Origin of the sequence: Enterobacter ludwigii (genome assembly GCA_023023105.1) — a bacterium.
Taxonomy (GTDB): domain Bacteria; phylum Pseudomonadota; class Gammaproteobacteria; order Enterobacterales; family Enterobacteriaceae; genus Enterobacter; species Enterobacter adelaidei.
In genome coordinates this window covers 2885167-2907781 of sequence record CP083824.1, presented here as the reverse complement: position 1 = coordinate 2907781, position 22615 = coordinate 2885167, and the positions used below count along the sequence as shown (strand labels likewise).

Genomic DNA, 22615 nt, shown 5'->3' with positions numbered 1-22615 from the left:
GTCAGGTTGCCGCTGTATATCCAGCGCAGATAAGGAAGTGCTTTTATGTCGGATTTTCCACCCATTGCTAGTTTGCGAAGTTTTGAAGCCGTCGCCCGTCTTGGCAGCGTGACTCTGGCGGCGAAAGAACTCCACGTTACCCATTCCGCTATCAGCCAGCAGATCAAAACGCTGGAGGAGATGGTAGGCGTAAAGCTGTTTATCCGTCAGGGGCGAGGGGTGCAGATCAACGAAGAAGGGCGGCTCTATGCCTTACAGGTACGCGAAGCGTTGAACCACATCGCGGATGCGACCCGACTCGTACAGGTGAAGCCGAGAAAGCAGGAGTTGACGTTGGCAATGGTGCCGTCATTTGGATGCCACTGGTTATTACCGCGTCTGGCTCGTTTTCGGGCGAAATATCCGCTTATCACCCTGCGGATCCAGGCCAGCCTGACGGTCACCAGCCTGCAGCAGGAAGGGATAGATATCGCGATACGGATGGGGCAGGGGAACTGGGAAGGGAGTGAAAGCCATTATCTTTTTTCCGATGAGCTTATTGTGGTGGCCGCACCGGGCTATAACGGCGGCGTGCTGCCTGCTACGCCAGCGGAGATTGCAAAGAGTCATATTATTTTCTCCATGGAGTCGTGGAAAACGTGGTGCGTGAATGCGGGGCTGGAGAAAGAGATCGTACCTGGCGGTTTATGTATTAACGACTCCAATATCATTATCGAAGCCGTTCGGCTCGGGAAAGGTATCGCGCTGGAGCGTCGCTCTCTGGTCCAGGATGCCATCACCCGAGGTGAACTGGTCCAGCTAACCTCTGTCACCGCGCCGTATCCATGGCCTTACTGGCTGGTGACGGCGCAGTTAACAGACATGAAACCCGAGGTGACGCTCTTTGTCGCGTGGCTGAATGAGGAGGTGGGCATCTGGCTTGAACAGACGGCATACTGAACTGCTCCTTTCATCAGGCCAAATATTGACGAATAGCGGAAGGTGCATAGTTTTTTTCCCACAATGCCCTCATCATTAACATATAGGGTTCAATATAAGTAAAAAAAGCCTGATAGCTTTCGCAAAAATAATTAAGCTGCGAAACACCTCCCTCGGAAAGGGCTATGCGTTCTCTTGCGCAACCGCCGCGGCAGACGAATTGCACTTTACAATGTGTACATTCTTCTGCCAGCGTTGTTTTGAATTGTTCAACTCTTTGTTTAGCCATGCCTTCCTGCATCGTGGTTTTAGTAAGCTGATTGCTGTCTTCACAGGCAGCATAAACGCAGGCCGGCACAGATAACCCACGCCACGAAGCAAATGCATGTTCAAAAATGGGTATGTGAATTGTTCCAATGTCGAGACGTATCCAGGTATAAAAAATCGTTTTCAAAAAAGTGCCCAGTGCGGCGGGGTCAAGGCTTGACGTATCAACACCATCTTGTTCAGACGGTTTAATAAAGGGGATAAACAACATATGGCGACCGCCAAGACTCTTCAGGTAATTATAGGTTTGCAGTGGTTGCTGGCTATTTATGTTATTAATGAAGGTAAGCGTATTGAATGTAATATTGTGCTTTTGCAGTAACCTCACGTTTGTTTCAATTATATTAGTTACTGTTCTTTCAGACATCGTTATGCTGAACGTGTCGCATGACTGACTATCACCATCTACCGAAATGCAAATAAGAAAATCATTTTTTTTGAAGAATTCACACCAGTCATCATTTAACGTAGTACCATTGATAAGCAATGTATTAATAATATTTTTGCCTTGTGCAAATCGCTGTTGTAAGTTAATGATGCGTTTTAAAAAATGTAAACTATAAGAAGTTGATTTACCATCCTGCCAGAAAAAATGCACATCGTCAGTTTTCCATGTGTCAATTTTCTGAAGAATATATTGCTTAAGCGTCGTTTCGTTCATTGAACACGGTTGGTATTCCGGAGGAAATCGCGTTTTATGGAGATGAGAGCAATGTGCACAGTGTAAATTACAGAGTGCAGTTAAGTGTTTTTCCGTCATAGGGAAACTTTCCATCTTTATATAAAATGATGCCATCCATAAACATAAATGAATGGCATCATTGTTTTTTTACTTACTGGCTTCAACCCGCATTTTATTAACTTGTGCAGGAACGATTTTGTGCCCTGACTTCAGATAGTCAATGACCACATCGGACATATTGTGTCCGGCACGGACTTGAATATTTTTCCCTTCTTTAAATGCCAGAAAACCATCGCCTCCTAAAGCAAGGAATGTCGTCGTAGCAACATGGTACGTCTCCGTATCGGCAATCTCTTTGCCGTTAATTGTGAAAGATACTACGCGCTTAACGGCCGGTTTCTGCGGCATATAATGCATTTCGGCCCCCTTTGACATTTGCAGTATGCCATTCGTGAGCGATGCTCCATGCTCCACCAGATTACGCAGATCCTTACCGCTGAGATCCATCTCAGTAAGCTCATTCTTGAAGGGGAATATGCTGGTAATGTCGCCAAAGGTAATGGGGCCTGCGTTGAGATCGGCCCGTAAGCTACCGGAATTAATCAGCGCAATCTGTGCTTTCGGCGCGGCGACAAGCATTGCATCCGTAAACAAGTTGCCCAGTTGTGATGATTCGCCATAAGCGCGGGTAAGCATGATCGGCGATTCACCCACTGGCTGACGTACAATATCCGCGAGTTTTTTATTCCAGCCATCGATAACTCTCTGTGTTGTTGGATCGGGCTTCCATTCATCGGCATAAAGTGTTTTCAGCTCAAAGCTTTTAACTTTTTTGGTTTTCGCCCCAGGTTCAACGTCAAGTATCAACTTACCAACATCGATACCACCGCTGTCCGTAGACAGGATTAGCGTATTCCCCACCTTGATAGGTTCCGGTGTGCCAACATGAGCGTGTCCAGTGATGAGAATATCAAGACCTTTGACCTGACTGGCGGTCTGAATATCTTTATCGAGTGCGCGCCTGACGTCTGTACTCCCAATACTGGACTGACGTGCCGGAACGCCTTCATGCACGAGCGCAACGGTGACGTCAACTTTACCCCGTAACTCATCCAGGTAATGCTGCAGATATTTCACCTCATCGCGAGCCTCAATTCCCTGATTTTTTAGGGCTGCGGCTGATTTATCAAAGCGGTTGTTTTTATCATTATCGAGCCCCTGGATCGAGAGCTCTGAGATGGTGTCATTAAACGCATACACGCCGTGCAGCCCAATAACGCCAATTGTTACACCGTCCTTTTCCAGGATAGTGTACGGTTTGTTCCAGAAAGGTATCTCGCTGTCCTTATGGAACACATTCCCCAACAGTACCGGGAAGTTTGCCTTGCTTAATTGTCGCAAGAGATTATCCCAGCCATGGTCAAACTCATGATTACCAATTGATACCGCGTCAAAGGGCATGGTATTCATAATATCGATAATCGCCTGACCCTTAGTCAGAGTACTGATATATGGCCCGGTAAAATAGTCGCCTGCATCAAAATAGAATGTGGCTTTATTTTTGGATTTTTCCTGTTTGACTAAAGTGGTGATATTAGCGAATCCTCCAATTGCTCGTTTACCGTCTGCGACATACGGGAGTTTGTAAGTATCAACATGAGCATGGAGATCATTGGTATAAATGATAGTGACATCTTTGGCGCAGGCCCAGAATGGCAACGTTAACAGAATACCTGCGGTAACCGTTTTTATTTTCATGGTTAATCCCTTGCAGTGATAATTAAAAAGCGTAACCCACAGTTAAATAGTATGCCCACCCCGTTGAATCTATAGAGGTGATGTCTCCATCGCGGCTAAACGCTTTACTCCCTTCGTCAAATTGTCCACCATGATAGAAATAACGAAGGGTCGCGCCATAGTTCCAGTGGGGATAAACTAAACTGAGTACATTGGTGGAAACAATAGAGCTATTGGTACGGGAGTAAAATTGCTGCTCGCCGCCTGACTCTTCTTTAAGATCTGAACCAAAATCAAAATTGGTAAAGCCGACGTAATTTAGTTTTCCACCAAATAGTGTTGTAATTGGGATGACATATTTGACTTTGAAGCGATATCCATCCCACTCGTTCTCGTTGGCCGCATTGTAGTTGTTTCCTTGATACCTGGCATAGATGTTTGCAGATAACGTCATTGGTAGCCCCGTATCAATATCGGTCCCTATCCCCATATACCATGTGCTCTGACGCTGTCCTGCATTCGTGCCTGCATCATAGATATAGTTGTGGGCAAAATACCATTCTTTGAATGGACCAAAACTTAGGTCGAGCCCCGTTAACTTGTCGATGCTAAAGCGCGGTTCTATCTCCATAAAAAATGGAGAGCCATTATCCCAAATACCGATATCATTATCATTGCCTATACCAAAAAACTTAGGTAAGTCCGCATAGCCATAAAAATAAAACCAATCGACATGCGCCCATGCACGATACTCTGGATATAAGTCCGCTCTTTTTAATGGTCCAAAACGAGTGGAGTTGCTGCCTACGATATTAATACTTTGATGCCACCAGTCTGACAGGTATTCGTTATTCCCGGTGTCTGCCAATGCTACCGTGGGTAAAAGCATAAAAGCGCCTGACAATATATGTTTTATTTTATTCATACGTAGGGTTCCTTCCACAGAGATTTGTTAATTAAGAATATTTATGTTATTGAAACTATTTAGCTGCGCTTACATCGACCACTCTCTTTTCAAGATCGGGTTTCAATGGGGTATGGGTCTTGACATACTCAATAATCGACTCGGCAGAGGTAGTACTGTTGATCGTTTTAACATTCGTGCCTTTTAAGAATGCCTCAAATCCATCCCCACCTGTTGCACAAAACGAGTGTGTAGCAACCCGATATGTTTTGGTTGGATCTACCGGTTGATTATTAATAGTGAATTTAACGATCCGCTCACCCAGCGGTTTTTTGCTGTCGTATTCAACATGAACGCTTTTTGATACTTGCAAAACGCCATTGGTAAGATTCGTTGCATGAGTCATCAAGTCAGTGAGATCTTTTCCGGTGAGATCCATTTCAACCAGTTCGTTATTAAATGGGAAGGTAGTAATGACATCACCATATCGTAAATTTCCTTGTTGGAAATCAGCACGCAATCCTCCGCTGTTTTGTAATCCCACGACGGCGTCAGGCGCTTTGGCCATCATGGCGTCAATGACTAAATTACCAACAGGTGATGATTCACCATAAGAGCGAGTGAAGGGGGCCGTTGTCGACCCAATAATCTGGCCAGTGATACTTTTCAGCTTAGCATTCCACTCATCAATCCTGACCTGAACGTTAGGGTCTGGTTTGTATTCGTCGGCAAATACAGTGATTAATTTACCGCTATAGCCCTCAATTTTTATAGTTTGAGGGTTAAAATTCAGGACTAATTTACCAATATCAGTACCATACGCATCTGTAGAAACAACAAGCGTATCATTAACTTTAATGGGCTCTGGTGTGCCTACATGAGCATGTCCTGTGATTAATACATCAATACCCTTAAATTTTTTTGCGGTATCGATATCAGCTTGCAGCATTCTGGCTACATCTTTATTCCCGTAACTTGATTGACGCGCGGGTGTACCTTCATGGATAAGCAGCACGATGATATCCACTTTGCCTTTTAACGCATCAAGTCCTTTTTGAATATAAGGTGCCTCATCACGAGCCTCTGAGCCAGCGTAAGCCTTTGCCGCAACAGTGTCATAAAAGGCAAATTTTTGATGTACCCCAATGACACCAATTTTAATGCCATCTTTTTCGACAATCGTCCAGGGGGTATCCCAGACAGGTTTATCACTATTAGTATAAAAAACATTACCCAGCAAAACGGGAAACGTTGCTTTTGACAATTGCTTAACCATATTATCAACACCATGGTCAAATTCATGGTTCCCCACTGACACAGCATCAAAAGGCATTGCGTTCATTATGTCAATGATGGCTTCACCTTTGGTCAGGGTGCTTATATAGGGTCCGGTAAAGTAATCTCACGCATCGAAGAAAAAGACATCTTTATTTTTTTTCTTAGCATCATTAACGATAGTAGCTATATTAGCAAAACCGCCAACTGCACGTTTTTTATCGACGGCTGGGATTTTTCCTGGGGAGACATGAGCATGTAAATCGTTGGTGTAATAAATAGTCACATCCTTCGCGCTAACTGATGCAACTAACGCAGCGGACATGCACAATGCAATCAGACTAAGCTTTATATTTTTATTCATAACGAGTTCCTTTGAAAAAAAACAATAAGTTAAATAAGGGTTCATGGAAATATATGAACCCTTTTAATATTTACAGTCGAATAAACTGTTATTTTTTCACATCAACAACGCGCATGCCCCTGAGCTGTTCATCCGTAATGGTATTGCCTGCCTTGAAGTAATCGATCACTGCGTTAGAAACGTAGTAACCGCCTGTTGTATTACGCGCTTTACCCTCGGTAAATGTGGTAAAACCATCTCCGCCGTCGGCAAGGAAGCTCTGGGTGGCAATGTGGTAGACTGTCGCATCCTCAATCGGTTTACCATTAAGGGTAAATGAGACGACCCGCTGACCGATGGGTTTACTGCTGTCATACTTCATCTCCACGCCTTTTGATACCTGCAAAACGCCATTAGTTAGGCCTGCGGCATGTTCCATCAACGTACGCAACTGTTTACCCGTGAGATCCATCGTGGCCAGTTCGTTAGGGAATGGGAAGGTACTGATGACGCCCCCTATTGAAATTGCGCCAGACGGGATCTCATTGCGAATCCCCCCCGAGTTGGTTAAGGCGAGCTGTGTATTTTTACCCGCTGCCGCCAGCAAAGCATCCGCTGCCAGATTTCCCAGCGAGGCTGATTCACCATACGCACGCGTCAATTCAACCGGCGACTGCGCCACCGTTTTTTGAACCTCTTCATCAAGTTTCTTATTCCAGACGTCGATTACCCGTTTCGTCTGCGGGTCGGGCTTCCACTCATCTGCGTAAATGGTTTTAAGCTCAAATTTTTTCATCGTAAACTGATGCGGCTTCGTGTAGTCCAGTACCAGTTTACCCACATCAATACCGCCGCTGTCGGTCGAGAGGATCAGCGTCTTGCCGACTTTAATCGGTTCCGGCGTACCGACATGCGCATGTCCCGTAATCAGGATGTCCAGACCTTTCACCTGGCTTGCCGTTTGAATATCTTTATCCAGGGCACGGCGTACGTCGGTTCCCCCCATGCTGGACTGACGTGCCGGCGTACCTTCATGGACCAGCAATACGGTTAAGTCGACTTTTCCTTTCAGTTCATCGAGATAGCTCTGCAGCCACTTAATTTCATCTCGCGCTTCAATACCTACGCGCGTTGCCGCAGAAACGGTATCATTGAAGGCAAACACGCCGTGCAAGCCAATGACGCCAATTTTCACGCCATCTTTTTCGACGATGGTATAAGGTTTATCCCAGAATAGTTTGTTGCTGTTCTGATAAAATATATTGCCTTGTACAACAGGGAATTTCGCCTGGCTTAGCTGTAATAACGTATTATCCCAGCCATGATCAAATTCATGATTACCTATCGTGACAGCATCAAACGACATGGTATTCATAATATCAATAATTGCCTTTCCCTTCGTTAAACTACTAATATAAGGGCCCGTAAAATAGTCACCTGCATCAAAAAACCATGTTGCTTTACTTTTAGTTTTTTCCTCTTTCACCAGGGTGGTGATATTCGCCCAACCACCAACATCGCGTTTCCCGTCAGCAATCCAGGGGACTTTATAAGGTTCCACATGCGCATGGAGATCGTTGGTATAAATAAGCGTGACATCCTTGGCGCTGGCCCAAAATGGTAATGCCAACAAAATACCTGCGGTAACCGCTTTTATTTTCATAACTCGTTCCTTTCAGTTATATAAAGATGCGTTACTTTACGGTCTGAAAGCGTTTTTTATGCGAGTCTGTTCACACAATCAATCAGGAGCTATGAGGCAATATCAACGACCTCTTGAAATCGTTGGTGACGCATAGTGACTCTGTTTACGATTAATACATGCAAATCGTTTGGTTGCCGAAATTTAGGGCTACCCATATCAGCCTCTGAAGACTACAGCTGGCCAGACTACAGGCTGGGGTTTCCGGCCTTACACTGTCGGGCATGCGGGAGTTATCCGCCGCTGTTTGATGAACAACAGTTTAATGAATGGCTGTCTGCTCATTTAAGTGCCTGCGCCTCAGAATACGGTTATTTTTGTCCTGAATGCTATCACCCTAAAACTATTTGTTATGGTTATAATCCGGGGGGGGCACAGCGCGTTCAGTGCCGATCGTGCAGAAAAGTCTGGACACCCAAACGACAAGAAAAAAGAAAAACAGTCCCTCCAGATCAAATTGAAACTATTCCACTCATTGCACCATTTCAGGGGAGTAGCACAGAACAGAAACTGTATGTTTTGATCAGTTTTGATGCCGTCTGCGGTAATATCCTACATATTTCCACAAATTTTACTCAACATGATATTGGTGAATCGTTAAGGTATCGATGGCGCGGGAATAGTGAGCCTGATTTGCATCATATTGACATCGTAAATCGTGTTGATATGCGCGAGATGCAATTTCTTTATCGGAGCCAGTTTGATGAAATTCAGTATGGAAGTGCGGCACTCAAACGTAACGCAAGAGGTGCGATTCTTCGTCCGGTTATCGCGGCTCACGGACATTTTCGGGTGCTGAACCTTCAATTTCCTAAGGTAAAGAGACATGTCATTTCACACGAATGCTTTCTCCGAGGGGCTGTCATTACCGTCTGGGCAGATCTTTTCCGTCAGCGGCAAGGTGAGCTTTGGTTTATAGAAGAGGAAATCAATGACGGTGAGAGTGATATACCCTGGACTTTTCTGAGAACAACACAGCATGGCTGGTGGCAAAGCCAGTGGCAGCTTTGGGGGCAGGGGAGAAACCGCAAGATGGTATGTCCGTTAACGGGGGGGGATAAGCGTAACGCTAAAACACTCTCTTTAACTGCAAGCAGGCACTTTATCCACTGGCTATACAAACAAACGTGTTTTACCTGCAGCGCCCAATTATCCGCAGGACGTGTAACGCAAATACTCCTTTCCCTGGCGCATGACTATAACGATAAACTGGCCGGATAGGTCCAAACAATTTATATACATGAGAAAGGGTTCATGTGGATACATGAACCCTTTTAACATATGGAGTTAGATCAATTAATTTACAGTAATTGATGCCGTAGTGATTAAATCAGATAGCTCTGTTTCGTTAAACAGTCTGGCACGGTAACCCTCAGCGGGGAACTGAGGCGCGCCATCAGGTAGCGAAATGACATCGTAGATAGAGGCAATCATATTGCCGTTCACGTCGGAGATAAAGAATGAACGGGCATGGTTGGTAAAAATAACGAAGTAATCATCGTGGTCAAACACCCCGCCCATAAAATCAGTCCATTGGACGATGGGGGTTGTTGGCAGTTCAATAGGCGCGTGAATTTCCACGGCTGTTTTGGCTGCCAGGTCTACAGCATAGAAGAGAATACGAGCCGGAGGTGTTGAATAGGCATCGTCTGTTGCGTCGTCATTCATCGGGCGGACAACAGGATTTTCATCTACATCAAGGCAGGATCGGTTATCAAAGACGGATAAAACAAATTTCCCCACGGAAGCGTCAATATTTGCTGAAAATGCACTATTGTTGGTGATACATACAGTGTGAGCCCCGTTTTCAAAGTTAGTAATACCGGTATTATCAATAGGGATAGCATCTGGATTTACCGGGAATTGAGGGTTGAAATTACCTGTGTCGATCGCCCACAAGATTCTGCCGTCAACGATGGAGATACCATAAGTTGTACTCGTTGAACGGGAATGAACAATAACCGCCTCCTCATTATTTGGACTGCCTGCAATCCATGAAAGCGAGTTCAAATGAATATCATTAGGCGTGCTGTTATTTAAGATTTGAGTACCGCTATACTCGCTGGTATAGTTTTTTGCCCAAATCATTTTCCCGGTCCGGTCGTTAAATTTCATAACCAGTGAATCTTGTCCTCGCGTATTGGTTATCCGGTTAGGAACATCGTTACCAAACATATAGATATCACCCGCTGAATCCCAGACTAAATCATGGGTGTTTGAATAATGATTGCCGTCAGAATCACGCATGTCGAATTCAAAGATGACATTACCGAGAATGTCAATTTTGAAAAAGCGACGACCATACCACGACATATCTTCATCGCTACCCGTATAGATATAACCATTGTGAATTCTTAACGGCTGGAGATGATAAACTGATAAAAAGTTAAAACGCAGGTCACCATTTCGGTCGTAACCGCGACCAGTCGATTGCATTAACCAACTGTTTCCCCATACAGATGTGAACAGAGCAGGATCTGTTTGTTCAATATCGAGGTGGAAAATAACGGATTTATCATAAACCTGATCTACCGTGCTTACAGGGATTGATTGACTGAAAACCTCAGCCCCGGTTTCATCCTTAAACACGACCTGGACGTCGTTTGCATATTGCGCATAAAGGCCAATGACAGGGATTTTTATGCTCTGAGAAACACCATAAATCAGATCAGATGTATAGGTGAAATCAACGCTGGTTGGGCTGGTTGTTCGTTTTGAAACAGTGTAAGAATAGCTCACTGGCGTATCTGTAGTAAAATAAATATAGGCCGCGAGCTGATTGTCGGCCGGAGCAAGTTCAGTTTTAATAAATGTAATAGTCATAATTGTATTCCTTATGGTTTCGTTAAGTAAAATCTAAATACGGTTCTTGTCAGCGCAGCAAGGCTTCGCCAATAGAAATAATGAGCATTAAAATGTCTGCGTCTGCTTTTTTTGCTGTGGTAATTAAAAACAAATATGTACTATAATCCTCCTCTTATAAAATGGCTTAGTAAACAGGGATGTCGTTAATCATCCGCAAATACCGGTGTGCTGGAATATCTGTGGGAATAGAACTGCTATACAGTAGAGATACTATTCAGGGTACATCTTTCGTGAGAGTTGAAAATGAACGCCATCCTTTATTTCCGTCCAGTTGCCGCCCCACTCAACATCAACAGACAACTCCTTAGCGGCCTGAAACACCGCCGTTGAAATTGTCTGATAATGTTTAAACTCCCATGATGCGGCGCCGTTTATGACGGCGAATACATCTACGGCGTGTCCTGTTAAATGCCTGCTTTTTGACGTTAATGATTTTCCTGCTGCCAATAGCTCAAGCTGCCGTTTCTGGTTTTTTACCCCTTCTGAAATACCAAAATCAATAGGTGATAATTTCAATGCTTTTCTCATCACCTCAGAAAGATCTTTATGTACGCCTTTAAGTTTTTTTTCAGTCGTTTTACTAAACTCATGATTTATCATTACTATCTCCAGAGATTTTTTTCCAGTAATAATTAAGAGCAACAACACCCATTGCACCTGATATACCGCTGACGGCAAGCGAGGTATGAAATACAGTTCCCAGGCTTTGTGACATCAATCCAGCAAGTACACCGGTGAATCCTGACACAATAATTTGTGCTACTGCCGAAAATAAATTTCTTCCTGACTGCCCAGACTTAACGTCAAGGAGATATCTAACAAGACCTCCCCACGCGCCGAATAATATTATGTAAATCCAGCTAAAAAATGCATTTGATGATGGGTCTTTCCATGGCAAAACAATTACCTCCATAGGTTGGATAAGTTAAAAACTTTACCTCGTGATGAGATTATTTTTTCCTGACCGAACGATATGTTTTTGCTATGCAGTAAATAATAAAAGTTAAGCAACCCCGTTTTGTGAGGAATGTCACACGGAATGCAATTAATAGTTTTTGTCGATCAATTGTTGCTGAATGATAGTTATGTGTTATTGATATTAATGATTATATTTAGTAGTGGAATACATAACAGGACAAGCGGGAGGAAAATAACCCGATAGCACGTCAATTAATGGGAACGTTGCTTGTCGAGACCACCAGAATGATCGCTAATCGATGTTGATGAACGAATGGCTGGAATGTCGTTACTTATTATTGGAGTTAGGGACATGTTGCTGCATCAATTCAACGATCCAGTCAATAAAAACGCGCAGTTTAGCGTTGACATGGCGGTTCGGCGGAAACGCCAGGTGCAGGGGCATTGGACTGATACGCCATTGTGTAAACAACGGAATCAAAGAGCCGGCAGCCTGATGTGCCGCAGCCATATAGACTGGCAGCGCAATCACGCCTAATCCCGCGAGCCCTGCTTCGAGGTAAGCGTTGCCATCATCCACTGCAAGCACATAGCTGCAGTTTATTTCAATATGTTCACTCTCACCGTGCAGAACCAGAGGATCAATCTTACCGGTGCGTGAGGACAAGAATCCCACTATGCGATGGTCGGTGTTTTCCAGCTCTCGCGGATGCGTAGGGGCGCCAAGGCGTTCCACATAACTCGGTGCGACGTAAACACCCATTTGCAAATCGCCGACATGGCGTGCGATCAGGGACTGATCGTTGATTTCGCCACCGCGAAGGACGCAATCCACGTTGTCGCCGATCAGATCCACCACCCGGTCGCTCACGCCCATGTCGAACTGAATATCAGGGTAGCGTGCGTGAAAAGACGGTAGCGCGGGTACCAGCACCAGACGGGCGAGAGGAGTGGGCACATCTATCCGTAGCCGTCCCCTGGGCGTCATCGCCGAACTGGACAGGCTGTTTTCAGCATCTTCCATATCCGCCAGCAGACGGATGACGCGCTCGTAGTAGACCGCGCCATCAGGAGTGACACCGAGCCTGCGGGTGGTGCGATGGAGCAGCTTGACGCGCAGGCGCGTTTCAAGCTGCTGAATAAGCTGTGTCATCGTGATTTTGCTCATATGAAGCGTTTGGGCAGCCTTTGTGAAACTGCCTGCCTCCACCACGCAGCAAAGGCGCGCATCGCATCGAAACGGTCCATTCCTTGTCCTCTCTTTTCACCGATTGTTTGGATATTACAAACAATGTTGGACAAAGTCGCTTGTTTATCCGCCCGATCCTACACCTGTAAAGTGTCTTTATGTTCACCGGGCAGATTTCGCCCCATTACAAAGGTACAAACATGACAACACGCGAAGCCGTTTTTCCCTTCGGACGCCAGGCGCTCTATGAGCGCAATCGCTATTCACCTGCCATCAAATCCAACGGTTTTCTGTTTGTTTCGGGGCAGGTTGGTAGCCGGGAGGATGGTTCGCCAGAAGAGGATCTAGAAGCTCAGATCCGGCTGGCATTCGATAACCTTAATGCTGTTCTTACGGCTGCGGGCTGCACGTTCGCTGACGTGGTTGATGTTACCCTCTTTGTCGTCGATCCCGAGTCAAACCTCGACGCTATCTGGAGTATCCTTCCAGAATATTGGGGGGAAGCGCCTTACCCTACGTTGACGGGGATCGGCGTGACGTGGCTGTACGGATTTCAGTTTGAGATTAAGGTGATTGCCAGGCTGCCTTAGCGTTACGGGTCTTTCCGCCGGTCGAAAGATAAGACTGCGGGCGCAGCTCCGATCCGGAAGCCGCCTCGCATTTCGTTTATCCTATCCGGCATAATCCTTTAAACCGCAAAAACAGTTTTCTATTATCTGCCTTCTTAGTGACGCACTTCGTTCCCACCTGCGCTGCCCTTCGAGGGATAACAGCTTTCTGCCCACTTAATTACGAAAAGGAAATCACCCTGAATCTGATGACTAATTGTACACCTACCTCCATGGATGTTATATTAAAATATAATATTCGGAGGTGTGCTATGTATACAACTCGCCTGAAAAAGGTTGGCGGATCCATCATGCTGGCGGTTCCTCCCGCCGTGCTGAAAACGCTGGAACTGTCGACGGACAGCGAAGTCGGCATGACCATTAATAATGGTTGCCTGATTATTGAACCCCAGAAACGGCCTCATTATTCCCTTGAGGAGCTGCTGGCGCAGTGCGATCCGCATGCTGAAATGAGCGAAGAGTATCGGGAATGGATTGATGTGCCTGCGGTGGGTAAGGAGAACCTGTAAATGGACAGAGGGGAAATCTGGCTTGTTTCACTGGATCCGATTGCTGGTCACGAGCAAAGTGGAAAACGCCCGGTACTCATCGTATCTAAGGCATCGTTTAATAAGCTGACCCGGCTACCGGTAGTGGTTCCCGTCACCAGCGGCGGTAACTTTGCTCGTACAGCAGGTTTCACCGTTTCACTGGAAGGGGCGGGGACAAAAACAATGGGCGTTATTCGCTGCGATCAGCCCAGAACCATTGATATGGCGGCCCGGAACGGCATGCGACTGGAACGCATACCTGACGCCGTGGTAAATGAAGTGATTGCCAGGCTGGATGCGATTCTGAGTTAACATCAGAGACGTAGAAAAGCAAAAAGCCTGCTTTAAAAGCAGGCTTTTCAAATTTGGCTCCTCTGACTGGACTCGAACCAGTGACATACGGATTAACAGTCCGCCGTTCTACCGACTGAACTACAGAGGAATCGTGTGAACGAGGCGCATAGTAGCGACCTCGGTACGCCTTGTCAAAGGGTGAAAACGCACTTTTCGTTCGTTTGCCGACAATTTCAGCAAATCGCTGATTTTATAGTAAATTTGCTTCGAAATTACACAGCAAAATGCGCCGCCCGCAGGCGGCGCGCGGTATTAGAACAGTACGGAGTAGTTCAGACCAAACGTGCGTCCACGGCCCTTGTAGGTATAAAGGCCCGGTGCACCGTAGGTTGGGCTATACAGCCCCGGCGCGCGCTGGCCCCAGGCGGTGGTGTAGTCTTTGTCCAGCAGATTTTCCACGCTGAAGCTGACTTTACCCACCGGCAGGGCGTAGCTGCCCAGGAAGTCGACCGTGTTATAGCCATCGATCTTCTTGCCGTCGGAGTCAGAGACGTCAAAGGTCTGCGTGCTCTGTACTCGCAAGGTCCAGTCGCCCGGTGCCCAGTTGACCCATGCGCTGGCTTTCGACGGGCTGGCGCTGTCAACCGTCAGCTTCTCCCATTTACCGTTTTCACGGGTTTCAGACTTGATGGCGTTAAAGTTCGCGCCCGTGCTCCAGTCGCTGTCGGTGAAGAAATAGTCCACCTGACCTTCCACCCCATAGATACGACGTTTGTCGTCTTCCAGGTTGATGGTCATGTCCGTCTTGTTAATGGTGATGGTTTTATCCGAGAGCGAGTAGTAGGCCGCGACCTGCGTGCGCAGGTTATCGCCGGTGTAGCGCCAGCCCAGCTCGTAAGCGTTAACCTTGATACCGTCCAGTTTTGAGTCGTTCACGTTCACGCTATTCAGCAGGCGATAGTGACCATTGCTGAGCTGATAGGTGCCGGCACCGTAGTACTTCGCCAGGTCAGGAATTTCAAAGCCCTGCGAGAAGTTAAACCACACCTGCTGCTGCTCGGTCAGGCGACCGAGGATCCCGGCGTTAAACAGGAAGTTGTTGTAATCGGTTTTCCCGCCCGGCACCGCGTCTGCGGAGGTGGCTTTGCCAGTGGCGATAGCCTGCTGCTGCGCGTAACCCACAAAGTCATCTACTTTGTTTTCGGTGTACTGGTAACGCACGCCGCCACTCAGGGTGATGGCGTCAATATCGTAGCTGGCCTGCAGGAACGGGGCGAGGTTGGTGATGCTGTAACCCGGGTAACGACCTACTTTATACGCATTGTCCAGCTCCATGCCGCCACTCGCCGCGGCTTTGCTCAGGTTGAAGAACTGCTGGTTGGCATCGAAGGTTTCGTGGTCGGCGTCGACACCCCAGGTAAGGTTCAAATCATCCACTGGCTTGCTGTTCAGCGTCAGCTTACCGCCGTAAAAATCGGTTTTCTGCTGAGAGGCGCCGATACTGGTCACCACACCTTTGGTCAGGGTCGGGAACGGATAATAGGTCAGGCTCTCGTCACGATAGTAAATCTGCGCAACCAGATCCTGGCCCAGGAAATCGGTATTGGAGTACTGCAGGTTGATCAGATGGCGCTCGGTACCCGGCACGCGGTCAGAGTCGAGATTCCCTTTGTTGTACGCGTCAGCATCTCCCGTTACCGCCGAGAAGTTCTTCCCGAGATACAGCCCATGCTTACCGTCTGACTCACTTTTGTAGTACTGCGTCGTCAGCTGCAATTGCTGGCGATCGTCGATGTTGATGGTGCCTGTCCCCATCACGTCAATACGGTCTGAATACTGTAAGCCGGTCTGGGTGTTATCAATGATCACCTCGTTGCCTTTGCCGTCGTACCAGCCACCGTAGCGCTGATAGGAGACCGACAGGCGACCGGAAGCATTGTCGTTGCCCCCGCTGACGGCTGCCGACACGTTTTCATCGTGGTCGTTATGGCTGTTAAAGCCACTTTTTGTTCCGGTCTGGAACTCAACTTCGGTCTCCGGCTGGCCTTTTTTGGTGACGATGTTCACCAGGCCGCCGGTGCTGCCGCCGCCGTAGAGCGAGGTGGCGCCGGAGATCACTTCAATACGATCGATGTTGAACGGATCGATAGAGTCCAGTTGTCGGCTGTCGCTGCGGGACGAGTTCAGGCGTACGCCGTCGACCATAACCATCATCGAACGGCCGCGCAGGTTCATACCGTAGTTGGTGCGTCCCTGGCTGCTGACGTCCATACCCGGGATCAGCTGTGCCAGTACCTCTTTAATCTCTTTTCCGCCCTGAACCTGCTGCTCAATTTCAGCCCGCTCAATGACCCAGGTGGTCTGCGCCATCTCCGCCACGCTGCGATGCGCACGGCTGGCGGAGACAACGATATTTTCTTCCTTTTGTTCTTCCGCCCACGCAGAGGTAGAAAGCATTGCAAGCAAACAAGGATTTAAAACCCAAAGATGAGAACGTTTCATTGTTATGTCGATCCTGATTGTGTGTGTCAGTACTCAGTCGTTTTTGATAACGATTTAAAAACCTGGCTGCTTTCCGGGCTGGTGGTGGTACGCCAGTGGATCACGCTAGGGGAGGTAGCCAACTCAAACGGCTCGTCAGCATGTGCGCGATTCAAAATTCGTGCGGCACGCCAGGCCATCAGGCTGAGCTGGGGTTCAGCAATACCGAGACGGTGCATCCCGGCATTCACGGCAAACAGGCGGTTGCTCTGCGGGCCGTCCCATTCGAGGGTGAAATCGTTGTTAATGCAGAAGGCTTCGTCCGTATCCAGATGGAGGCGGTGAGACAGTGGGGCGAGAAAAGCAGGCTGTACGCTGCGGTAACCGGTGGCGAAGATCACCACATCGGTCTCCAGCTGTTCGCGTCCGCCGTCGAGATGATGCTGTATTGCCAGGCGCTGCCCGCTTTGCAGCCTCGTAAGCTCGGTCACCGAGCGGGACGGCAAAAGGTGCGCCCAGGGTTTTTCACGCAGCACTTCGAAGCGGTGGTACATGGCGCGATAAATCGCCAGCAGAGACTCGGTGGTGATACCGTCGGAGGTCATCTTCTGCTCGTGCAGCATCTGGCGACGCGCCTCTTCACCGAGCGTGGAGAAGCTGTCCACGTACTCCGGCGTGAAGTACTCGTTGGCAAAAGCGGCTTCATCCAGGGCGTTGTAGTTATTACGTCGCGATACCCAGTTCAGGCTCAACGGTTGGCCCCACTCGCCACGGAAAATATTCAAAAACAGGTCGGCACCGCTCTGGCCGCCACCGACAACAGTGACGCGCTTGCCCGCGAGATCCGGCGTGCGCAGCATCATCTCGCTGGCGTGGAAGCAGGTATCGTCCTGAGTTGTGACGCAGTCAGGAAGATTGATCTGTTTGCCAATCCCCACGCAGACATGGCGTGCCAGGAAGCGGTCACGCTGAGTGACCACCTCAAACAGGCCGTTTTTCTCATCAAAACTCACCTGCTGTACCTGCTGGCTGAATGACAGGTTGGTGAGGTTTTCCGCCGCCCAGCACAGGTAATCGGCAAATTCCTCACGAGAAACGGTGCGCTGCTCGGTGGTCAGAAAGCGGTAGAACTTTTTACGCTGTACCAGGTAGTTGAGAAAACTATGTCGGTTGGTAGGCTCGACGGCACTGACCAGATCCTTGAGGAAGCTGGTTTGCATATGGCAGTCCGGCACCATCATGCCAGGGTGCCAGGAAAAATGCGGCTTGCGCTCAAGGAACAGCGAGCTAAAACCGTCCAGCCCTTCCGCCAGCGCGGCGATGCTGAGGTTAAACGGGCCAATACCAATGCCGATGAAATCATAGGTTTTCATTGTGCTGACTCCCGGGAGGCCAGAAAAAGAGGGTTATCAAGGTCGGTGACATAGTTCGGCAGCATGCGGCTGCCGCCGTCGTGTTCGGAGAAGGTCAGTTTGACCGGGTTGAGGATCACGCGAATAATTTGCGGTTTGAACAGGTCGAATTTCGCGAACCGCTCAGCAAGATCCGGGTGAGCCGCCATATACTGGCGCAGCTCTCCGGCCAGGATCTGATAGAAACGCGTTTCGCTGATGCCGCTTTGCTGGGTGAGACGCGAGATAAAGCGCAGCACCGTGACAAAGTTGCCGGTTTGAAGGTCATGGATGATGTAATCCGCGCTCAGGCGTGCCGTCACGGCTTTCACCTGTTCCGGCAGGCTTTCCGCCTGCGGGAAGTCTTCATCCACCAGACGCATGTCGCCCTGGAAATCTTTCAGCAGGATGCGCTGCGGAATAGAGTCTTTCATCACCAGCGTCACGTTCTGGCCGTGGGCGATCAGCGCCACGCCGTAGCGGCAGAGCAGGTGATAAAACGGGATCACCGTTGCCTCAAACAGTTTTTCCAGCCACGCTTCGGCGCTTAAGCCCGAGCGTTTAATCCACGCGTCGATCAGCGGGCGCCCTGCGTTGTCGGTTTCCATCAGCGCCGCCATCAGCACCGCCTGTTCACCGTCCTGCAGATAACACGACGGATTTTCGCGCCAGATCACGCCCAGCATTTCCTGATAGCGATAGGGCGCTTTCGGCAAGGCGGCATAACCCGGATGCGACAGATACCCGGCTGCGGGTTCGCCAAGCACCTGCGCGCCTGAGCGGGTAAGCGTGGCGTCGGTGGCGAACTGCTGCTGCAGCCAGCGCGAAGCCAGCGGCCCGGCGGCAATGTACTTGCCCGGAATGCCGCGATAGCAGGAGGTGTTGTAGATGGTCAGCGGCAGCTTGATGTCATACCGCGCGCGACGGCTGGCGTTGGTCAGCGTGCGCAGAGATTGTTGCGCCAGATACTCATCGCCAAATTCCCCCAGTTCCACCATCTCACCACGCGCGAGCTGCGCCAGGAAATGAATGGCAATTTTTTGCTGCCACTGCCACGGATGCAGTGGCACAGGTAGCCAGTTGTCGTCCAGACCCAGCTTCTGCCAGCGCGCGTCAAACCGCGCGCGCTCGGCATTGTCCATGGTGCTGGCCAGCAGGGTGTTGATATCGCAATCGGCGTCGCTGCTCCAGACCAGATGCTCACGTTGAACGGCAACCCAGTGCAGGCGAAAACGCCCGCGGTATTCCGGGGCGTACTGGCGCAGTGCATCCAGACCCCATCCGCGGCGTCCTTTGTTAAAAATAAACTTAGGATGACCGCTCATCAGGCACTGCAATTCATCCGGGTCGAGATGAATGAGCGCGTCGGCATCCAGCGTTTCACGCGCCTGTAAAAGCTGAATATCGCCCCGCAACGTCGCGTAGAGATCTTCCAGATGCTCCGCCGTTTGCGCATCGCTCATCTCCAGCACCGTCGCCAGCTGTAGCAGCGCGCTTTCCGCTTCCACGGCGGCACCGCTGGCGGTGGTCAGGCTATTTGGATCGATATGCAGCCAGCCCCAGATCCCGCGCGTGGCATGAAACTGCCAGCTCTCCGCCCCCATGGTGATTTGCCACCTGTCGGCGGCCAGAGAATGAGCGCGCAGGGTGCGTTCGTATTCCAGCTCGGCGAGGATCTTCGCCACCATCTCGTGGTTCACTTTTTGCCACAGTGCGTTCACAGTCCCACCTCGCTGAAGAAGCGATGACGCTGGCTCATGATGAGGCGCGAACGTTTATGCGGGAAGTCGAACTCTTTCACGGTATCAAAACCGGCAGACGCCAGATGGCGGAACAGGCGCTGGTTGTCGAAGCGCGGCTCGGCGACAATGCGCGTGGTGCGCGGTTCATCGAGATACAGATAGTGGCTAAGGCCGCGCAGCCAGCTACGGATGTATTGCGCACCACGCCAGTTCTCTTCGCCCACCAGCATGTGCAGCCCACGGTCAAATGGCTGCCAGCGGTAGTGGCGACCAATACGGTCTTCTGGAGCCCAGTAGAGTTCAAAATAGCCGAACGGCTGGTCGTCGAAACAGCCGATAACCGGGTAGCAATAGGTCGAGTCGAGCTGACGACGCAGGTAGTTTTCCTGCTCGGCCTGCGGTCCGGCCATCTCCCAGAAGGCATTGACGCGCGGGTTATTCATCCAGTGGGTGAAGCGTTCGCCGTCCAGCGCCACGTCGGCCACGCGGAAGCTGAGGGTGCGCTTGATTTGTGGGTCATAACGGCGGTATACCTCGCCCTGCGGGCGGTGAGGACGCAGCGGGAAGTACAGCTGACGGCTCTCATCAAACTGCATACCGCCGCTGGCCAGGGGGCGTTCACCTTTCAGCCACAGCGGCAGCTGCCAGAAAGTTTCGCGCGCCAGATAATCGCCACACGCGTGGTTAAACAGTGCCTGTGCCTGCGGTTCATCCTTCCAGGTAGCCCAGGGGAGGGTGATCCCGCTGAGGGCAGGCGCGGCGACAAACAGCTGATCCAGCGCTTCAGCCAGCCAGCCGTCCGGGATATCGCGCAGGCGCTCCAGCACCGCGCTACCGTCGAGACCCAACGTCAGCGGCAGGGGCGTGTCAGTTGCGGTGCAACGAAAGCCGTAGCCGGAATGAACGATGTTCGCGTTAGCCATCACACCTTCTCCTTGTAAAACGGGTTGCTAAAGTCGAAATAGATCACTGCCGGGTCTGCAATCGTGTTTTCGTTGCGATCGTGCAAATAGCAGAAAAAGTTGCCTTTGCAGTTCCAGGTCGGGCTGTCGAGCACGTAGTCGAGACAGCGGGTCTGCTTCGCCGTAGCGCGCAGGTCGGCCAGCGCGTCACGCACGCGTGTCATCAGGTTTTCTTCGCTGTCGAAACCAGCGGCGGCGAGGGCTGCGGTGACGGCAAGGGTAGAGTTCAACAACAGGTAGTAAGGGAAGTAGCGCAGCAGCTGGCTCTCACCGAAGCGGTTTTCCACATCAGTTTCGCCCGCCTCTTTCAGCCATGCGTCGGCTCCTTCGGTCCAGGCGCTGCCCTGGCAGTCGCGGTAGATAAGCCCGACGGGGAAATCCTGCTGCATCTCAACGAGAATGTTTTGCTGGTGTGCCAACAGGACCAGACCGTAATCGGCTTCGGCACTGAACAGCGGAAGTAATACGCGGTCGCAATAGGCGTCCAGCCAGCAGCGCGCGGCCCGGGCGAGCGGTAAATCCAGGCGCTCACTCAGACGACGCACCGCAGCGGCAAGCAGGCTGTCGCCGCCGTCTGGGGCGGCCTGCGTCAGGCTCACCAGCACATTGGTTTGCGTATCCGGAGTATCAAACAGCAGATTGACGCGCAGGGCCATCAGGCTCTCTTCCTGAATCACGCCGTTTTCGTCGCGCAGCCCCGCCCAGCCATCTTCCTGCATCACGCGCATGGTCGGGTAGCGCGCCTGTAGATCTTGCCAGCGTTCGGTTTTAGCCAGACGAGCCAGACGCATCCCGCGCTTAACTTCTTTCACCGACAGCGTGCGCACGGAGTTGGTCAGGCGCACGCTGAGGGAAAACTTAATCATGTCGCTGTTGGTTTCGCTGTACAGCGAGCGTGAAGAGCTGGTTGGCAGCCACTGTGCGCCCGCTTCACCCAGGTCCTGCAGTGAACCGTTGGTCACCAGCCGCTGGCACCACTCCTGGCCGAGCAGGTACTCCGCCTGCCACGGATGCATAGGCAGCAGCCAGCGGGTGTCGGTGAAGTGGCCGAGAAGTTCAGGGGCGCTCTGGGCTGCAAAGCGCAGTAAACGTTCGCGCAGGGAAACATTCAGGCTGTCACCGGCAATAAGCGTGTTCTCAACGGCGAACCAGCGCAGCGGGAAGCGAGAAGCGAAATCGGGTAAATAGCGACGCGCCTCGGTTTCGTTAAACGGCTCGTGCGACTTTGGCGCAGGGTGGAATGCATGGCCGACCAGCAGCGCCTGTTCCGCTTCGGCAAAGTTTAGTGGCTTATCGCGCAGGGTTGGCCAGCTGTGGCGCAAATCAATCGCCTGCCAGGTGTGCGCATGGCTTTCAAGGGCGCGTTGCTTAAAACGCGCCAGCGTATCGGCATCCAGTGAACCTTTTATTGACGGTTTTTCAAGAATTAAATCAATCAGTTGGTGGAATGTGACGGCGTCACTACTGTCATTGTCACTTTGGATAAGCGTTGCCGGGAAACAGTACTGATGATGCTGGGTCGGGGAAAAATACCGTACCGGAACCCGAAGAGCCTGGGCTGGAGAAAGCGGAATATGTATGTGCGATAACTCATCCGCAGAGGTTGCGGAGTGATAGTGCCAGTCCTTCGTTTCACGCAACAGGGCGTTTAAAAAACACTGGGCCGCAACGTCTGTACCGGCGGAGCGGGGCAGAGTACGCATAGATGAACCTCATTCCATGATTG

17 protein-coding genes, 1 tRNA gene and 2 pseudogenes are annotated in these 22615 nt (G+C 50.0%); 5 read left to right on the top strand and 15 right to left on the bottom strand.

The genetic code is table 11. The features are described from left to right. Positions 1 to 45 precede the first annotated feature (45 nt). Complete coding sequence (locus tag LCD46_14090; GenBank protein UOY69215.1) at positions 46 to 939, top strand: LysR family transcriptional regulator; 894 nt, start codon at positions 46 to 48, stop codon at positions 937 to 939. Positions 940 to 952: 13 nt separating this feature from the next. Here LCD46_14090 and LCD46_14085 read toward each other — a convergent pair whose 3' ends face one another. From LCD46_14085 to LCD46_14065, 5 genes and pseudogenes are all read right to left on the bottom strand, one after another. Continuing rightward, positions 953 to 1906 carry an SPASM domain-containing protein gene (locus tag LCD46_14085; GenBank protein ID UOY69214.1) on the bottom strand — a complete coding sequence of 318 codons (954 nt, stop codon included), beginning with the start codon at positions 1904 to 1906 and terminating at the stop codon, positions 953 to 955. 168 nt (positions 1907 to 2074) lie between these two features. Next, positions 2075 to 3685: a bifunctional metallophosphatase/5'-nucleotidase gene (locus tag LCD46_14080; protein UOY69213.1), complete on the bottom strand. Its 1611-nt coding sequence runs from the start codon at positions 3683 to 3685 to the stop codon at positions 2075 to 2077. Between the two features lie 22 nt (positions 3686 to 3707). Further along, entirely contained in the window at positions 3708 to 4553 is an 846-nt protein-coding gene (locus tag LCD46_14075) for a nucleoside-specific channel-forming protein Tsx (GenBank protein ID UOY72968.1), read from the bottom strand. A 91-nt stretch (positions 4554 to 4644) separates the two neighbouring features. Beyond that, positions 4645 to 6207, bottom strand: a pseudogene (locus LCD46_14070) (bifunctional metallophosphatase/5'-nucleotidase). 88 nt (positions 6208 to 6295) lie between these two features. After that, on the bottom strand, positions 6296 to 7849 hold the full coding sequence (locus LCD46_14065; protein UOY69212.1) for a bifunctional metallophosphatase/5'-nucleotidase: 1554 nt from the start codon (positions 7847 to 7849) through the stop codon (positions 6296 to 6298). A 132-nt stretch (positions 7850 to 7981) separates the two neighbouring features. Here LCD46_14065 and LCD46_14060 point away from each other — a divergent pair, with 132 nt between their 5' ends. After that, positions 7982 to 9109, top strand: coding sequence for a cytoplasmic protein (locus tag LCD46_14060; GenBank protein UOY72967.1), 1128 nt, complete (start codon positions 7982 to 7984; stop codon positions 9107 to 9109). A gap of 75 nt (positions 9110 to 9184) precedes the next feature. Here LCD46_14060 and LCD46_14055 read toward each other — a convergent pair whose 3' ends face one another. The 4 genes and pseudogenes from LCD46_14055 to LCD46_14040 form a co-directional block, all read right to left on the bottom strand. Next, the gene (locus LCD46_14055; protein ID UOY69211.1) at positions 9185 to 10711 is read right to left on the bottom strand and encodes an aryl-sulfate sulfotransferase N-terminal domain-containing protein; all 1527 of its coding nucleotides are present in this window, start codon (positions 10709 to 10711) and stop codon (positions 9185 to 9187) included. Between the two features lie 252 nt (positions 10712 to 10963). Then, the gene (locus LCD46_14050; GenBank protein ID UOY69210.1) at positions 10964 to 11353 is read right to left on the bottom strand and encodes a M15 family metallopeptidase; all 390 of its coding nucleotides are present in this window, start codon (positions 11351 to 11353) and stop codon (positions 10964 to 10966) included. After that, positions 11340 to 11651, bottom strand: a complete 312-nt coding sequence (locus LCD46_14045) for a phage holin family protein (GenBank protein UOY69209.1) — start codon at positions 11649 to 11651, stop codon at positions 11340 to 11342. Before LCD46_14045 ends, LCD46_14050 begins: the two co-directional genes overlap by 14 nt. 348 nt (positions 11652 to 11999) lie before the next feature. Then, positions 12000 to 12919 (bottom strand): annotated as a pseudogene (locus LCD46_14040) (LysR family transcriptional regulator). Positions 12920 to 13060: 141 nt separating this feature from the next. Here LCD46_14040 and LCD46_14035 point away from each other — a divergent pair. The 3 genes from LCD46_14035 to LCD46_14025 all read left to right on the top strand — a co-directional run bounded on the left by LCD46_14035 (position 13061) and on the right by LCD46_14025 (position 14331). Beyond that, the gene (locus LCD46_14035) at positions 13061 to 13450 is read left to right on the top strand and encodes a RidA family protein (protein UOY69208.1); all 390 of its coding nucleotides are present in this window, start codon (positions 13061 to 13063) and stop codon (positions 13448 to 13450) included. A 290-nt stretch (positions 13451 to 13740) separates the two neighbouring features. Then, entirely contained in the window at positions 13741 to 13998 is a 258-nt protein-coding gene (locus LCD46_14030) for an antitoxin (GenBank protein UOY69207.1), read from the top strand. Beyond that, positions 13999 to 14331, top strand: coding sequence for a type II toxin-antitoxin system PemK/MazF family toxin (locus LCD46_14025; GenBank protein UOY69206.1), 333 nt, complete (start codon positions 13999 to 14001; stop codon positions 14329 to 14331). Positions 14332 to 14385: 54 nt separating this feature from the next. On the opposite strand, the gene LCD46_14020 is transcribed toward LCD46_14025, so the two are convergent. The 6 genes from LCD46_14020 to LCD46_13995 all read right to left on the bottom strand — a co-directional run bounded on the left by LCD46_14020 (position 14386) and on the right by LCD46_13995 (position 22592). Beyond that, positions 14386 to 14461 (bottom strand) — tRNA-Asn (locus LCD46_14020). Positions 14462 to 14625: 164 nt separating this feature from the next. Next, complete coding sequence (locus LCD46_14015) at positions 14626 to 16815, bottom strand: TonB-dependent siderophore receptor (GenBank protein ID UOY69205.1); 2190 nt, start codon at positions 16813 to 16815, stop codon at positions 14626 to 14628. Positions 16816 to 16841: 26 nt separating this feature from the next. Continuing rightward, complete coding sequence (locus LCD46_14010; protein ID UOY69204.1) at positions 16842 to 18167, bottom strand: SidA/IucD/PvdA family monooxygenase; 1326 nt, start codon at positions 18165 to 18167, stop codon at positions 16842 to 16844. Further along, positions 18164 to 19873 carry an aerobactin synthase IucC gene (iucC, locus tag LCD46_14005; protein ID UOY72966.1) on the bottom strand — a complete coding sequence of 570 codons (1710 nt, stop codon included), beginning with the start codon at positions 19871 to 19873 and terminating at the stop codon, positions 18164 to 18166. Before iucC ends, LCD46_14010 begins: the two co-directional genes overlap by 4 nt. Before the next feature lie 29 nt (positions 19874 to 19902). After that, a complete protein-coding gene (locus LCD46_14000) occupies positions 19903 to 20850 on the bottom strand; it encodes an acetyltransferase (GenBank protein ID UOY69203.1) in 948 nt (315 codons plus the stop codon). Further along, positions 20850 to 22592, bottom strand: a complete 1743-nt coding sequence (locus LCD46_13995; GenBank protein UOY69202.1) for an IucA/IucC family siderophore biosynthesis protein — start codon at positions 22590 to 22592, stop codon at positions 20850 to 20852. The genes LCD46_14000 and LCD46_13995 overlap by 1 nt, the downstream gene beginning before the upstream one ends. Positions 22593 to 22615: the final 23 nt, after the last annotated feature.

Bases quoted from the DNA above. Each gene is read 5' to 3' on its own strand.
- LCD46_14000 (UOY69203.1), bottom strand. From the start codon at position 20,850: ATGGCTAACGCGAACATCGTTCATTCCGGCTACGGCTTTCGTTGCACC.
- LCD46_13995 (UOY69202.1), bottom strand. From the start codon at position 22,592: ATGCGTACTCTGCCCCGCTCCGCCGGTACAGACGTTGCGGCCCAGTGT.
- LCD46_14025 (UOY69206.1), top strand. From the start codon at position 13,999: ATGGACAGAGGGGAAATCTGGCTTGTTTCACTGGATCCGATTGCTGGT.
- LCD46_14015 (UOY69205.1), bottom strand. From the start codon at position 16,815: ATGAAACGTTCTCATCTTTGGGTTTTAAATCCTTGTTTGCTTGCAATG.
- iucC (UOY72966.1), bottom strand. From the start codon at position 19,873: ATGGTGGCGAAGATCCTCGCCGAGCTGGAATACGAACGCACCCTGCGC.
- LCD46_14055 (UOY69211.1), bottom strand. From the start codon at position 10,711: ATGACTATTACATTTATTAAAACTGAACTTGCTCCGGCCGACAATCAG.
- LCD46_14065 (UOY69212.1), bottom strand. From the start codon at position 7,849: ATGAAAATAAAAGCGGTTACCGCAGGTATTTTGTTGGCATTACCATTT.
- LCD46_14090 (UOY69215.1), top strand. From the start codon at position 46: ATGTCGGATTTTCCACCCATTGCTAGTTTGCGAAGTTTTGAAGCCGTC.
- LCD46_14010 (UOY69204.1), bottom strand. From the start codon at position 18,167: ATGAAAACCTATGATTTCATCGGCATTGGTATTGGCCCGTTTAACCTC.
- LCD46_14075 (UOY72968.1), bottom strand. From the start codon at position 4,553: ATGCTTTTACCCACGGTAGCATTGGCAGACACCGGGAATAACGAATAC.
- LCD46_14080 (UOY69213.1), bottom strand. From the start codon at position 3,685: ATGAAAATAAAAACGGTTACCGCAGGTATTCTGTTAACGTTGCCATTC.
- LCD46_14035 (UOY69208.1), top strand. From the start codon at position 13,061: ATGACAACACGCGAAGCCGTTTTTCCCTTCGGACGCCAGGCGCTCTAT.
- LCD46_14050 (UOY69210.1), bottom strand. From the start codon at position 11,353: ATGATAAATCATGAGTTTAGTAAAACGACTGAAAAAAAACTTAAAGGC.
- LCD46_14030 (UOY69207.1), top strand. From the start codon at position 13,741: ATGTATACAACTCGCCTGAAAAAGGTTGGCGGATCCATCATGCTGGCG.
- LCD46_14085 (UOY69214.1), bottom strand. From the start codon at position 1,906: ATGAACGAAACGACGCTTAAGCAATATATTCTTCAGAAAATTGACACA.